Consider the following 13528-nt stretch of genomic DNA (forward strand, 5'->3'; position numbering starts at 1 on the left):
ATTCATCAAAGATGCTGGTAGGTGGTGTAGTTCTCGGCGAAGTCGTTGTCGCGGCGGAAGTTCGTGAAACTCATCGTCGCGGTGGTGTCGAGGCCCTCGACGTAATGCCACCAGCCGATCGGGATGAACAGCAGTTCGCCCGGCGCGAGCGTGCACTCGTGCACCTGGGCGTCCCGCATCTTGGGGAACCGCGCGTCGTCCACGTCGCTCCCGTCCACCTCGGAATAGCAATGGACGGTGTTGTAGATGTACGCGGTGTCGTGCATCGGCACCAGCTTGACGTGCTTGCGCCCGATGACCTGCGCCATGAAGTTGTTCGTCAGGTCGTGGTGGTACGGCGTCTTCGTGCCGGCGGGGCCGAGCCAGAGGAAGCTCTTGCCGCGCGCGTCGCCGTCGAGGTACTCGTCGATCGGGTCGATGTCGGACCACAGGACGTCCAGCGCGTCCCGGTTGCGGGAGCCGTTGTTGGCGGTCATGTAGAAGTCGTTCGTCCGGCCCGCCTTCTCGACCAGGTCGAGGTACTCGCGGAACGGCATGACGCGCTTGTGCGCGGGCCCGTTGATCTCGTAGTTCGCGTCGGATTCCCGGCCGAACTGCACTTCGACCTCGCGGTCGCCGCAGCGGTCCCGGAAGTAGTCGAGGCTCCATTTCCCGAGCGCCGGCCACGCATCGAGCATTCCGGTGATGACGACGGGCCGGTTCTGCGCGTAGTACTCCTCGAAGAACTCGTCCCGGGACGGACGCTCGCGCCGTTCGACCACGCCGCTGCCCGCCCGCATCCGGGCGAGGCGCCCGTAGACGGTGAGCGCCCATTCGCGCTTGCGGAGCCGGTTCGCGACGCGCGAGCCGCCCTGCACGTACGGGCTCTCCAGCGCCGCGTCCACCTCGCGGCCGGCTTCCGCCGCGTCGAAGCCGTTCTGCACCAGCACCGCGCGGATCGCCTCCGGCGCGCTGCCGAGCAGCACGTTCTCGGCGATCCAGCGGCGCCACTGCTCGATGGGAGGGGCCACGGTCTTCTCCTTCGCGACGGGGGCGTCCGGAGGCGATTCTCGGCCCGGGGGTGTCGCCAGGTACACCCCCCGGCCGGGGGTTGGGCCCAGTGCGGGCGGGGGTGCGGGCCGGAAGAGTCGATCTTGCCGAACCGCACCGCACCCTGGAGGTCCGCATGCCGCGCATCCGCGCCCGAACCCGCCGTCCCGCCGCGCGCCGCGCCGCCGTCCGCGCCGTCCTCGCGACGGCCGCCGCCGCGACCGCCATCACCGCCGTGGCCGTCCCCGCCGCCCAGGCCGGGCCCCACGACCGCCACGGCGGGCACGGGGGGCACGGCCGTCCCGGGAAGCACGAGCGGTCGGTCGAGGCGTGGGCGGACCGGCTCGTCGCGGACGGGGCGCCCGGCGCGATCATCATGACCCGGCGCGGCGGACGGGTGCACCACGCCACCGCCGGCGTCGCCGACAAGGCCACCGGGCGCCCCATGGACCACCGGCTGCTGTTCCGCATCGCGAGCGTCACCAAGTCGTTCACCTCGACGGTCGTGCTCCAGCTCGCCGCCGAGCGGCGGCTGTCGCTCGACGACACGGTGGAGAAGTGGCTGCCGGGCCTGGTCCGGGGCAACGGCAACGACGGCTCGAAGATCACCGTGCGGCAGCTCCTCGCGCAGACCAGCGGCCTGCACGACTACACGTCCGATCCGCGGATCTTCGCCGAGCCCGGACGCTCCTGGACGCCCGAGGAGCTCGTCGGGATCGCGATGGAGACCCCGCCGCACTACACGCCCGGCACCGACTGGAACTACGCGAACACCAACTACGTCCTCGCCGGGATGATCATCGAGCGGGCGACGGGGAACTCCGTGGGGCACGAGTACACGAAGCGCATCTTCCGGCCGCTGGGGCTGCGCCGCACGTCCTACCCGGAGACGAGCACCGCGTTCCCCGGCCCGTACGTCCACGGCTACTACTACGACTTCGGCGACGTCAGCACGCTGGTGAGCCCGTCGAGCGCCCGCGCGTCCGGCGGCATCGTCTCCACGGTGGACGACGTCGCGCGCTTCCACCGGGCCCTGTTCACCGGGCGGCTGCTGCCGCGGCGGCAGATGCGGGAGCTGACGACCGTCCGGCCCGTCAACGACGGCGGGATCGTCGAGGACTACGGCCTCGGCGTCGCGCGGATCGCGTTCTCCTGCGGGTACGCGTGGGGGCACGACGGCGGCTTCCCCGGCTACCGCACCTGGACCTACACCAGCGCCGACGGCAAGCGCCAGGCCGTGATCACCTACAACGAGTCGGCGCTGGAGGAGGACAGGGAGTTCCGCGCCGACCTCGCGAAGGCCGCCGACGCCGCGTTCTGCTCCTGACGCCCGTCCGGCCCCGGACGACCGCCCGCGTGCGGCGGTCGTCCGGGGCGTCGGTCTGGGAGGATCGACATCGTGCCCCATTCCTCCCGATTTTTCGTGCGGGCGGCGGTGCTCGGCGCCGCGCTCGCCGTACTCGGTCCGCTCGCCGCCGGCTGCGGCTCCGAGGTCCACACCCCGTCGGCCGCCGGCGCCGCGCCGGTCCCCGAGCGGGGCTCGTCGCCGCCGCCGGGCTCGCGGACGCCGCCCGTCCCGCCCGTCCCCACGCCGCGGGGCCCGCGGAGCGCGCGGACGGCGTGCTCCCCGGACGGCACCCGCCTGGAGGCCCTCGAACCGGACGCGGCGATGGGGCTGCGCGGGATGCGGGTGACGCTCGTGAACTGCGGCGACGCACCCTTCCGGCTGGACGGCTACCCGGCGCTGCGCGTCCTCGACGGGGCCCGCGAGCCGTTCGAGGTGCGGGTCGTCGAGGGCACGGCGACCGTGCCCGACCCAGGCCCGAAGGCGATCACCGTGCGGCCCGGCGGGTCCGCGTCGGCGGTCGTGGTGTGGCGGAACACGGTGACCCACGGGACGACCGTCGACGGCGTGTTCCTCGAGGTCGGGCCGGGCCGCGGGCTCCGCCCGGCGGCCCTGCGGGTGCCGGGCGGGCTCGACCTCGGCACGACCGGCCACCTCGAAGTGACCGCCTGGTCGCTACCGTGACGCCCGCCGGGCGGGCGGGACCGTCCACTGCCCGTCCGGCCGCACCCCCACCGGACGGACGCCCGGCGGCACGGGCGGCGCGGGCCGCAGGGGCCACCCGGCGGGCGGCGGGCTCTGCGGGACGGGCGGCCCCGGGCGGACGGCCCGCGGCGGCCCCGCCGCGGTACCCGCCGCGGCGGCGGCCCGGCGGCGCTCGTGGCGCGGGAAGGCGAGCAGCGCCAGCACGGCCAGCAGCACGCCCGCGACCCGCAGCCCGAACGGCGCCGCCTCGCGCGGCCACGGCTCGCCGAACAGCAGCGTCGCCGACAGCAGCAGGTGGGTCTTCGCCGTCACCGTGACGACCGTGACGATGATCGTGAGGCGGCACCGCTGGAGCCCGATCGACACGAGCCCGAGGCCGAGCACGCCCGCCAGCAGGAACAGGTACGGGTGCGGGGTCGCGAGGACGCCGAACCCGGCGCCGTCCGCCAGCAGCATCGCCGTCCCGAGCCCGAACGCCTCCGTCGCGCCGAGCAGGACGCCCGCGCCGACCCCGTACGCGATGCCGGTGAGGGGGCGCGCGTGCCGGCCCGCGACGGGACGGTCGCGGACGCTGAACATCCAGATCGGCACCGCCAGCGACGGCACGAACACCAGCCCGGCCTTCCACAGCGGCAGCGCGCCCGCCGGGTCCGCGCCGCCGGTCCGGTGCAGCGCGCCGGCGAGCGACCCGCCGTCCCCGGCCAGCAGCGACAGCGCGGCCGTCGCCATCGCCGCGACGGTGACGCCCGCGGCGAGCCACTCGCGCGACGTCGGCCGCTCCCCGAACCCGCTCATCCCGACGACCAGCAGCAGCACCAGGCTGAGGCCGTAGGCGGGCAGCGCGGCGACCACCGGCAGCGTCACCAGCGCCGCCGCGGAGATCGCGAACCCGCCGATCAGCAGCGCGACCGCCGCGAGCCAGCGGGGGCGCAGCAGCTCCGCCCCGGCGCGCAGCGGATGCCGGCCGCCGATCGGGGCGATCCGTCCGACGGCCGTCTTGAACATGACGAAGGCGACGATGTAGACCGCCTGCGCGGCGCAGGCGAGGACGACCGCGTGCATGGCGCACCTCCGAAGGCGCGGCTCCCGTGGGCCCGGACGCCGGGGGCGTCCGACCTCCCGGTTAACCGGCGGGACAACCGTTCTTCATCGGATGGTGACATGGCGCGACCCGGCGGCGATGCGCCGCCGGACACGGAGATCCCCGCGCTTTTGTGCGTCTAGGTGACAGTTCGCGAATCGCCTTCGGATTCCGCGGACAGCCGCCGCCGGACGACCTTCCCCGTCGCGTTCCGCGGCAGCTCGGCCACGAAGTGCACGTCCCGCGGGACGGCGAACCGGGCGAGGTGGTCGCGGACGTGCGCCCGCACGGCGTCGGCGTCGGGCGACGCGCCGTCCCGCAGGACGACGAACGCCGCCGCGCGCTGCCCGAACTCCTCGTCCGGCACCCCGGTGACCGCGACCTCCCGCACGTCCGGCAGGCCCTCGATGACCTCCTCGATCGCCCCCGGGAAGACGTTCTCCCCACCGGAGACGATCATGTCGTCGTCGCGCCCGTGCACGAACAGCCGCCCGTGCTCGTCGATCCGGCCGACGTCCCCGAGCCCGATCATCCCGTCGCGCATCTCCTTCGCGGCGCCGCTCGTGTACCCCGCGAACAGCAGCTCGTTCGCCGCGAAGATCCGCCCGACCGTCCCCGCCGGGACCCGCTCGCCCGACTCGTCCAGGATCGCGACGCGGGTGCCGGGCGGCGGGGTGCCCGCGGTGTCCGGGGCGGCCCGCAGGTCCGCGGGCGTCGCGATCGTCACCCACGACGCCTCCGTCGACCCGTACAGGTTGTACAGGACGTCGCCGAACTCGTCCATGAACGCCGTCGCCAGCGTCGCGGGCAGCGCCGACCCGCTCACCGCCGCGATCCGCAGCGACGGCACCGCCGGCCGGTCCGGGACGTCCAGGACCCGCTGGAGCATCACCGGCACCGCCACCAGCGCGGTCGCCTCCGTCTCCGCGATCGTCCGCAGCGTCTCCGCCGGGTCGAACCGGGGCCGCAGGACGATCGTCGCGCGCAGCGAGATCGCGACCTGCAGCATCGCGTAGCCCCAGGTGTGGAACAGCGGCGCCTCGATGAGCATCCGCTCGTGCACCCGGTACGGGATGCGCGACAGGATCGACGTCAGCGGCGACAGCCCCGGCCGCGACTTGCGGTCGGCCCCCTTCGGGCGCCCGGTGGTGCCCGAGCTGAGGACGATCGTCCGTCCCGTCTTGGCGGGCGGCTCGACCGTCGACCCGGCGTCGTCCGCGACGAGCGCCTCCAGCTCCGCGTCGGTGAGGGTGCGGACGCCGTCCGGCAGCGCCTCCAGGAACCCGCCGAACTCCTCGTCGGCGATCACCACGCCGACCTGCTGCTCCTCCACGACCAGGACGAGCTGCTCGACGCTCATCCCCGTGTTCATCAGCACCAGGTCGGCGCCCGCCTTGCCGCACGCGGCCAGCGCCTCGATCATCCCCCGGTGGTTGCGGCACAGCACCGCGACCACCTTCCCCCGCACCTGCGCGGCCAGCCGGTCGGTGCGCGCGTCGAGCTCCCCGTAGGTCAGCTCGCCCAGGTGGTCGATGACCGCGACCCGGTCCGGGTCGCGGGCCGCGGCCGACGCGACCGTCCCGCCCAGCACGGTGCCCCACTTGCGCAGGGCGCCGAGCTGGCGCGCGACCCGCAGCGGCGGACCCGGGCGCCACAGCCCGCTCCGGGCGAACATCCCGCCCGTCCGCGCGACCGACGCCGTGCGGCGCCCGATCTCCGATCCGCTCATCGCTCTCCCCACCCTGGTCGTTCCGGATTTCCGACCGTACGGATGGGGAGTTGGGGGTTTCTTCTCCTTCAGCCCAGCCTTTCGAAACCGCCGTTGTCAGTCGACTGACAAGTTCAGGCCCCGCCGAGCTTCGCCGGGACGCCGGCCTCCGCGTCCTCCGGCGCGTCCGGCTCGGGCAGGTCGAGGCTGTCGCGCAGCCGCACCGGCTGCAGCGCCGCCGCCGCGGCGATCCCGACGACCGCGATGGCCGCGGAGATCAGGAAGATGTGCCCGGTCGCGTCCCCGTACGCGGCCCGCACCACCTCGCGGATCGGCTCCGGCAGCGCGGCCACGTCCAGGTCGCCGCCCGCGCCGCCGCGCTGCGACGCCGGGACGCCCAGCTTCGCGAGCCCCTCGGCGATGTGATCCGCGACCTTGCTCGCCAGCACGGCCCCGAGCACCGAGACCCCGATCGTCCCGCCGAGCGACCGGAAGAACGTCACCGTCCCGCTCGCCGCGCCGATCTCGTTCAGCCGCACCGAGTTCTGCACGACCAGCACCAGGTTCTGCATCGTCATGCCGACGCCCACGCCGATGAGGAACATCCCGACGCCCAGGTAGACCAGCGACGTCTCGTGGTCGATGACCGACAGCATCGCGAACCCGGCCGTCAGCACCACCGATCCGATGACGATGTACCGCTTGACCGTCCCGGTCTTGGTCGCCAGCCGCCCCGCGACCGTGGACGACCCGAGGACGCCCAGCATCATCGGGAACGTCAGCAGCCCGGCCTTCGTCGGGCTGAACCCGCGGCCGATCTGGAAGTACTGCCCCAGGAAGACGGCCCCGCCGAACATGGCCATGCCCACCGCCAGGCTCGCGATGATCGCCAGCGCGGTGTTGCGCTGCGCCACGATCTTCAGCGGCACGATCGGCTCGCGCACCCGCGCCTCGACCGCCACCGCCGCGGCCAGCAGCACCAGCCCGCCGGCCACCATCGCCGCGGTCTGCCAGGACAGCCACGCGAAGTCGTTGCCGACGAACGTCACCCAGATCAGCAGGACGCTCACGCCGCCGGCGATGAGCATCGCGCCCCAGTAGTCGATCTTGACGTCGTCCCGCCGGAGCACCGGCAGCTTCAGCGTCTTCTGCAGCATCAGCAGCGCGACCGCCGAGAACGGCACGCCGATGAAGAAGCACCAGCGCCAGCCCAGCCACGACGTGTCGACGATCAGGCCGCCGAGCAGCGGGCCGCCGACCGTCGCGACCGCCATCACCGCGCCGAGGTAGCCGTAGTACCGGCCCCGGTCCCGCGGGCTGATCATCGCGGCCATGATGATCTGCACGAGGATCTGCAGGGCGCCCATGCCGAGGCCCTGCACCGCCCGCGCCGCGATGAGCTGCTCGGTGTTCTGCGCGAACCCGGACGCCAGCGACGCCACGATGAAGATCACGATCGCGATCTGGAGCAGCAGCTTCTTGCTGTAGAGGTCGGCGAGCTTCCCCCAGATCGGGGTGCTGGCCGTCGACACCAGCAGCGTCGCCGTGACCACCCACGTGTACTGCGACTGGGTGCCCTTCAGGGCGCCGATGATCTGCGGCAGCGCCGTGGACACGACCGTGGAGCTGAGCATCGCGACGAACAGCACCAGCAGCAGACCGCTGAGCGCCTCCAGGATCTGCCGCCGCGTCATCGGCGGCGGCGAGGGGGCACGCACACTCAAGGAACGCCTCCGGAAAGGTAGTGGGAACGGGGATTCCAAGGCCGCCGCGCCGGAATATATTCCCACTGCGCAAAGTTTCTCAGAGGGCAAGGTCGTCTACCGCTAGGGTCCTGGAGGCATGGAGAGCCTGCGCGAGCGCAAGAAGGAGGCCACCCGGCGCGCCCTGCACCGCGCCGCGATACGCCTCACCGTCGAGCACGGCCTCGACAACGTCACGGTCGAGGCCATCGCCGACGCCGCGAACGTCTCCCGCCGCACCTTCTCCAACTACTTCGCCGCCAAGGAGGACGCCCTCCTCTACGGCGACGGCGAGCGCATGCAGTCGCTCCTGCGCATCTTCGAGTCCCGTCCCCAGGCCGAACGCTCCTGGCCCGCACTGCGCGGCTCCCTGCACGCCCTCATGGAAGAGGTCGGCGAACCCGACCCGGCGTGGGCCGCACAGGCCCGACTGGCGCGCGCGCACCCGTCCGTCCTCGCCCGCCAACTCGCCCGCTGGGCCGACTTCGAACGCACCCTGTCGTCCCTCATCGCCGAACGCGACGCCCTCCCCCCGGGCAGCCCCCGCGCCCGCATCCTCGCCGGCGCCTTCATGACGACCCTCCGCATCGCGTCCCTGACCTGGACCGACGCCCACCCCCCACGCCCCCTGGCCGCCGTAATAGACGAACACCTGGACGAAATGGCCCGCACCTTCACCTGACCCCGCCGTCCACGGGCGTGGGCTTCCGCGCAATGAGTCCTGGCCGTCGGGGAAGTCTGAACCCGTGACCGGTCGGCGGACGATGTGGGGGGCGGGATGCGGGACTTGGTCGTCACGGAGAACGTGACGCTCGACGGGGTGATCGACGCGGCCGGCGGGTGGTTCGACGTCGCGGACGACGCGGCGGACGCGGAGCTCGCGGAGGCGGTGCGGGCGCACGGCGCCGGGGCGGACGCGGTGGTGTTCGGGCGCAGGACGTTCGAGGACATGCGGGGCTACTGGCCGGAGCGGGCGGGCGAGCCCGGCGGCGTCGGGGAGTACCTCGACCGGGTGAAGAAGTTCGTGGTGTCGCGGACGATCGGCGACCCGGGGTGGGCGAACAGCACGGTGCTGAGCGGCGATCTCGGGGCGGAGGTGCGCGCGCTGAAGGACCGTCCGGGCAAGGACATCGTGACGACGGGCAGCATCACGCTCGTGCACGCGCTCATCGCCGAGGGGCTCGTGGACGAGTACCGCCTGTTCGTCCACCCGGTGGTGCTGGGCCGGGGCGCGCGGCTGTTCGAGGAGGCGACGCCCCGGCTGCGGCTGGTGGAGTGCCGGTCGTTCCGGTCGGGGGTGGTGCTGCTGCGCTACCGGGTCTGATCGGCGCCGAGGAGGGGTTCGTCGGCGGCGCGGAGCTCCTGGTTGGGGAGGCCGTCGGGGTAGTCGCGGCGGACGCGGTCGAGGGCGGTGAGCGCGATGTCGAGGTGGTGGCGCTTGCTGGCCTCGTAGAAGGCGCGCGCGCCGGCGGTGAGCTTGAACTCGGCGTGCAGGGGCTTGTCGGAGACGCACAGCAGCGTCGCGTTGGGGATGCGGTAGCGGAACCCGTTGGCGGCGATCGTCGCGGACTCCATGTCGACGGCGATGCAGCGGGCGCTCTTCATCATCGCGAGGGTGCGGCGCTGGTTGAACTCCCAGTTCCGGTTGTCGGTGGTGTGGACGACGCCGAGGCGGTAGCGGGCGGAGGCGGCGTCGAGGCTGTCGAGCAGGACGGTGTTGAGCCGGTGGTTCGGGATGACGGGGATGTCGAGGGGGAGGACCTCGTCGAGGACGTGGTCGGCGCGCTGGTAGGCGGTGGCGAGCACGAAGTCGCCGAGGGCCTGGTGGTTCCGCAGCCCGCCGCAGTGGCCGATCATGACCATGGTGTCGGGGCGCAGGACGGCCAGGTGGTCGGTGATGGTCTTCGCGTTGGACGGGCCGACGCCGATGTTGACGAGGCTGACGCCGGTGCCGTCGGGGGCGGCGTGGTGCCAGGCGGGCATCTGGACGCCCGGACGGGACGGCCCCTCGGCGTCGGGGAAGCGTTCGCGGAACGACTCGACGTGCATCGCGTAGTTGGTGAACAGGATGTGCCGCTGGAACCGCTCGGCGGGCGTCCCGGTGTAGTGGGCGAGGCGGTCGAGGGACAGCGCCATCCGCTCGGGGCCGAACAGGAACAGCTTCTTGGTGCGCAGGTCGACGCGGTCCTCGTCGAGGGCGTCGAAGAAGGCGGGGTCGTCGAACCGGAGGGCGGGGCGGGACGCCCGGACGGACACGTCCGCCCCGGCCTTCATGAGCGCCGCGAGTTCGCGGCGCAGGTAGGGGCGGATCGCGTCCGGCCGGGCGAACTCGCCGGTGATCTGCGGGTTGGCCGTCGACCACGGCCGCCGGACGTCGACCGCGGGGTACCAGCCGTCCGCGGCGACGGCGTCCAGGGCGTCGAGCAGGTCCTCGACGGAGGGTTCGGTTGCCACGGGGGCAGCCTAGGCCAGGTCGGCGGCGGTGAGGGAGACGCCGACGGGGGCCGCCGGGGCGACGCCCATCGCGGCGGCGAGGTTGTGGTGGACGCGCGCCTCGGCGGCCCGGCTCTGCCGTTCGAGGGTCCGGGCGAGGGCCTCGTGGGCCCACCCGTCGCTCGGGTCCAGGTCGAGCAGCCGGCGGAGCGTCCGCTCCGCGTGCCCGAGCTGCGCGCTGTGGAAGTAAGCGCGCGCCAGCAGCTCGACGGCGGACCGGTTCCGCGGGTCGGCGTCGACGATGGGCGCGAGCAGCCGCGCGGCGGTGACGAAATCCTTGGCGTCGAAGAACATCCGCGCCCGCTGGAACTTTTCGTACATCCCGTGCCCCCTCTCCTCGCCCGCCCCAACCCGGCGGGGGCGGCGTTCATTCCCGGGCGCGGTCAGGGGCGGGGGATGTTGCGGAGGTTGCTGCGGGCGAGGTCGACCATCCTGCCGACGCCGCCGGTGAGGACGGTCTTGCCCGCGGAGAGCGCGAACCCCTTGATCTGCTGCGGGGTGATGCGCGGCGGGATGGAGAGGGCGTTCGGGTCGGTGACGACGTCGAGGAGGAAGGGTCCGGGGGCGGCGAGGGCGCGTTCCAGGGCCGGACGGACGTCGGCGGGGCGCTCGACGCGGGACGCGTCGATCCCGGCCGCCGCGGCGATCGCGGCGAAGTCGACGGGTTCGTGGTCGGTCTCGTAGGAGGGGAGGCCGTCGACCATCATCTCCAGCCGCACCATGCCGAGCGACGCGTTGTTGAACACGATGATCTTCACGGGGATGCGGTGCAGCCGGACGGTGAGGAGTTCGCCCAGCAGCATGCCGAGGCCCCCGTCGCCGGCCATCGCGACCACCTGGCGTCCGGGCGCGCCGTACTGGGCGCCGATGGCGTGCGGGAGCGCGTTGGCCATGGACCCGTGGACGAACGAGCCCATGACGCGGCGGCGCCCGTTCGGGGTGATGTAGCGGGCGGCCCACACGTTGCACATGCCGGTGTCGACGGTGAAGATCGCGTCGTCGGCGGCGAGGTCGTCGAGGACGCTCGCGACGTACTCGGGGTGGATCGGCGTGTGCTTCTCGATGTCGCGCGTGTAGGCGGACACGACGTTCTCGAGCGCGCGCGCATGCTGGCGCAGCATCGCCTCCAGGTACGTCCGGTCGTGTTTCTGTTCGACGCGGTCGAGCACGAGCCGGAGGGTCTCCCCCACGTCGCCGTGGACGGCGAGGTCGAGCGGTGTGCGGCGGCCCAGGCGGGACGGCTCGTGGTCCACCTGGATCGTGTTCCGCAGGGGCAGGAAGTCGTCGTAGGGGAAGTCGGTGCCGAGCAGGAGGACGAGGTCGGCCTCCTGCATGGCGTCGTAGCAGGCGCCGTAGCCGAGGAGCCCGCTCATCCCGACGTCGTAGGGGTTGTCGAACTGGATCCATTCCTTGCCGCGCAGGGCGTGCCCCACCGGGGAGAGGGTCTTGTGGGCCAGGGCCATCACTTCGGTGCGCGCGTCCCGGGTGCCCGCGCCGCAGAACAGCATGACCTTGCGTGCGTGGTTCAGCGCGCGCGCCAGCTGGTCTACCTGGTCGGCGGGAGGACGGACGGTGCCGCGGCGGACGAGGACGTCGTGGTCGCCCGTGGGGTTCGCGGTGTCGCGGCTGGCGACGTCCCCGGAGAGGGTGAGGACGGAGACGCCGCCGAGGCCGACCGCGTGCTGGATCGCCGTCCGCAGGATGCGGGGCATCTGCGCGGGACCGTTGATCGCCTCGCAGTAGTGGCTGCAGTCGGTGAACAGCCGCTCGGGGTGCGTCTCCTGGAAGTAGCCGGTGCCGATCTGGGTGCTCGGGATCTGCGACGCGAGCGCGAGGACGGGCGCGCCCGAGCGGTGCGCGTCGTACAGGCCCTGGACGAGGTGGGTGTTGCCGGGCCCGCAGCTCCCCGCGCACACCGCGAGCCGTCCGGTGGTCTGCGCCTCGGCGGCGGCCGCGAACGCCCCGGCCTCCTCGTTGCGGACGTGCACCCAGTCGAGGCCGCCGGTGCGGCGGACGGCGTCCACGACGGGGTTGAGGCTGTCGCCGACGACGCCGTAGATCCGGCGGACGCCCGCCCGGTGCAGCACCTCGATGAACTGATCCGCGACGGTCGCCATCGCACCCCCTGGCCTGTTCCGTGATGGTTGATTCCGTGATGGTGTGGTCACGGAGATGCCCGGTGATCCGCCCCTGACACCCGCGGCGGCGCCCCGTCACGCGCCGAGCCGACGGTGCTTCAGCCCGGACGGCCGCTGGGACAGGAGCGCGGCGACCGCGCAGAGCACGGCCACCAGGAGCAGCGCGAGCCGGAGCGACGCCGCCGCGGCGACCAGTCCGAGGAGCGGCGGGCCCGCGAGGAACCCCGCGTACCCCATGGTCGCCACCGCCGACAGCGCCTGGGACGGGGGGAGGCTCGTCCGCCGCGCGGCGGCCTCGAAGGTGATCGGGGCGATGATGGACAGGCCGAGGCCGACCACGCCGAACCCCGCGACCGCCGCGGCCGGGTGGGCGACGGCCACGCCGGCCGTGATGCCGGCGGCCGCCAGCGCCGCGCCCGCGGTGACCAGGTGCGGGGCGGGCACCCGGCCGCGCAGGCCGTCGCCGGCGAAGCGGCCGGCCAGCATGGCGGCGGAGAAGGCCGCGTAGCCCAGCGGAGCGGTCCAGGCGGGCGCCTCCAGGGCGTCGCGGAAGTACAGCGCCGACCAGTCGGCCATGGCGCCCTCCCCGACGGCGGCGCAGAACGCGATCGCGCCGATGCCCCACAGGGCGCGGGGCGGCGGCCGCACGGCGCCGCCCTCGCGGGACCCCTGATCGGCGAGCAGGCGCGGACGGGCGAGCAGCAGGACGGCCGCGGCCGCGAGCGCCGCCGCGGCGAAGTGCGCCGCCGGTGGCACGTCGCGGCCGGCGGCGAGTCCGCCCAGGGCCGCCCCCGCCAGGCCGCCGAGGCTGAAGAAGCCGTGCAGCGAGGAGAGGGCGGGACGGCCGGTGCTCCTTTCCCACCGCAGCCCTTGGGCGTTCATGGCGACGTCCATACCGCCGTTGCCGGCGCCGAGCAGGAGCAGGGCGCCGAACAGGGCCGCCATGGACGTCGTCCAGGCGGGCAGCAGCAGGGAGGCGAAGAACACGAAGCCGAACACGGTCGTCGACACGGCGCTGCCGCGGCGCGCGCTCAGCCACGCACTGGCCTGGAAGGCCAGGAGCGCGCCCAGGGCCACGCCGAGGAGGGCGATGCCGAGTTCGCGTTCGCCGAGCCCGGCTCCCTCGGCGACCGCCGGTATCCGCGCGAACCAGGTCGCCAGCGCGAAACCGTTCGCGAAGAAGACCGCGGAGATCGCCGCCCGCGCTCCCGCCGGGGAGCGGGCGGGTCCCGCGCCGCCCCCGTCCGCGAAAGGCCCTGGCGACGTCCCCGGCACCGGCGCCCCCAT

The 13528-nt window shown here is 73.5% G+C and carries 12 protein-coding genes; 4 read left to right on the top strand and 8 right to left on the bottom strand.

The genetic code is table 11. The features are described 5' to 3' along the window. Positions 1 to 5: 5 nt before the first annotated feature. Positions 6 to 1010 (bottom strand): cupin-like domain-containing protein, encoded by a 1005-nt coding sequence (locus DMH08_RS09270; protein ID WP_199747703.1) that lies wholly within the window; start codon positions 1008 to 1010, stop codon positions 6 to 8. A 155-nt stretch (positions 1011 to 1165) separates the two neighbouring features. Between DMH08_RS09270 and DMH08_RS09275 the strand changes: the two genes are divergently transcribed. Together DMH08_RS09275 and DMH08_RS09280 are read left to right on the top strand one after the other, a co-directional pair. Continuing rightward, positions 1166 to 2356, top strand: a complete 1191-nt coding sequence (locus DMH08_RS09275; RefSeq protein WP_125613017.1) for a serine hydrolase domain-containing protein — start codon at positions 1166 to 1168, stop codon at positions 2354 to 2356. Positions 2357 to 2452: 96 nt separating this feature from the next. Further along, on the top strand, positions 2453 to 3058 hold the full coding sequence (locus DMH08_RS09280; RefSeq protein ID WP_158642280.1) for a DUF4232 domain-containing protein: 606 nt from the start codon (positions 2453 to 2455) through the stop codon (positions 3056 to 3058). On the opposite strand, the gene DMH08_RS09285 is transcribed toward DMH08_RS09280, so the two are convergent. The 3 genes from DMH08_RS09285 to DMH08_RS09295 form a co-directional block, all read right to left on the bottom strand. Further along, complete coding sequence (locus tag DMH08_RS09285) at positions 3050 to 4141, bottom strand: hypothetical protein (protein WP_125613021.1); 1092 nt, start codon at positions 4139 to 4141, stop codon at positions 3050 to 3052. The two genes, DMH08_RS09280 and DMH08_RS09285, sit on opposite strands and share 9 nt — an antisense overlap. A gap of 158 nt (positions 4142 to 4299) precedes the next feature. After that, positions 4300 to 5889: an AMP-binding protein gene (locus DMH08_RS09290; protein ID WP_125613023.1), complete on the bottom strand. Its 1590-nt coding sequence runs from the start codon at positions 5887 to 5889 to the stop codon at positions 4300 to 4302. A gap of 113 nt (positions 5890 to 6002) precedes the next feature. Beyond that, positions 6003 to 7562 (bottom strand): MDR family MFS transporter, encoded by a 1560-nt coding sequence (locus DMH08_RS09295; protein ID WP_125613082.1) that lies wholly within the window; start codon positions 7560 to 7562, stop codon positions 6003 to 6005. A 148-nt stretch (positions 7563 to 7710) separates the two neighbouring features. Here DMH08_RS09295 and DMH08_RS09300 point away from each other — a divergent pair, with 148 nt between their 5' ends. Continuing rightward, on the top strand, positions 7711 to 8292 hold the full coding sequence (locus tag DMH08_RS09300) for a TetR/AcrR family transcriptional regulator (protein WP_125613025.1): 582 nt from the start codon (positions 7711 to 7713) through the stop codon (positions 8290 to 8292). 96 nt (positions 8293 to 8388) lie between these two features. After that, positions 8389 to 8934 (top strand): dihydrofolate reductase family protein, encoded by a 546-nt coding sequence (locus DMH08_RS09305; RefSeq protein ID WP_026402680.1) that lies wholly within the window; start codon positions 8389 to 8391, stop codon positions 8932 to 8934. On the opposite strand, the gene DMH08_RS09310 is transcribed toward DMH08_RS09305, so the two are convergent. From DMH08_RS09310 to DMH08_RS09325, 4 genes are all read right to left on the bottom strand, one after another. Beyond that, positions 8922 to 10064 carry a phosphorylase family protein gene (locus DMH08_RS09310; RefSeq protein WP_125613027.1) on the bottom strand — a complete coding sequence of 381 codons (1143 nt, stop codon included), beginning with the start codon at positions 10062 to 10064 and terminating at the stop codon, positions 8922 to 8924. The two genes, DMH08_RS09305 and DMH08_RS09310, sit on opposite strands and share 13 nt — an antisense overlap. Positions 10065 to 10073: 9 nt before the next feature. Further along, positions 10074 to 10424 carry a tetratricopeptide repeat protein gene (locus DMH08_RS09315; protein ID WP_125613029.1) on the bottom strand — a complete coding sequence of 117 codons (351 nt, stop codon included), beginning with the start codon at positions 10422 to 10424 and terminating at the stop codon, positions 10074 to 10076. A 62-nt stretch (positions 10425 to 10486) separates the two neighbouring features. After that, positions 10487 to 12220, bottom strand: coding sequence for a pyruvate dehydrogenase (locus DMH08_RS09320; RefSeq protein ID WP_026402682.1), 1734 nt, complete (start codon positions 12218 to 12220; stop codon positions 10487 to 10489). Between the two features lie 96 nt (positions 12221 to 12316). Continuing rightward, positions 12317 to 13528: an MFS transporter gene (locus DMH08_RS09325; RefSeq protein ID WP_125613031.1), complete on the bottom strand. Its 1212-nt coding sequence runs from the start codon at positions 13526 to 13528 to the stop codon at positions 12317 to 12319.

Source organism: Actinomadura sp. WAC 06369 (assembly GCF_003947565.1).
Lineage (GTDB): Bacteria > Actinomycetota > Actinomycetes > Streptosporangiales > Streptosporangiaceae > Spirillospora > Spirillospora rifamycini.

Bases quoted from the DNA above. Each gene is read 5' to 3' on its own strand.
- DMH08_RS09275 (WP_125613017.1), top strand. From the start codon at position 1,166: ATGCCGCGCATCCGCGCCCGAACCCGCCGTCCCGCCGCGCGCCGCGCC.
- DMH08_RS09285 (WP_125613021.1), bottom strand. From the start codon at position 4,141: ATGCACGCGGTCGTCCTCGCCTGCGCCGCGCAGGCGGTCTACATCGTC.
- DMH08_RS09290 (WP_125613023.1), bottom strand. From the start codon at position 5,889: ATGAGCGGATCGGAGATCGGGCGCCGCACGGCGTCGGTCGCGCGGACG.
- DMH08_RS09295 (WP_125613082.1), bottom strand. From the start codon at position 7,562: ATGACGCGGCGGCAGATCCTGGAGGCGCTCAGCGGTCTGCTGCTGGTG.
- DMH08_RS09300 (WP_125613025.1), top strand. From the start codon at position 7,711: ATGGAGAGCCTGCGCGAGCGCAAGAAGGAGGCCACCCGGCGCGCCCTG.
- DMH08_RS09305 (WP_026402680.1), top strand. From the start codon at position 8,389: ATGCGGGACTTGGTCGTCACGGAGAACGTGACGCTCGACGGGGTGATC.
- DMH08_RS09315 (WP_125613029.1), bottom strand. From the start codon at position 10,424: ATGTACGAAAAGTTCCAGCGGGCGCGGATGTTCTTCGACGCCAAGGAT.
- DMH08_RS09320 (WP_026402682.1), bottom strand. From the start codon at position 12,220: ATGGCGACCGTCGCGGATCAGTTCATCGAGGTGCTGCACCGGGCGGGC.
- DMH08_RS09325 (WP_125613031.1), bottom strand. From the start codon at position 13,528: ATGGGGGCGCCGGTGCCGGGGACGTCGCCAGGGCCTTTCGCGGACGGG.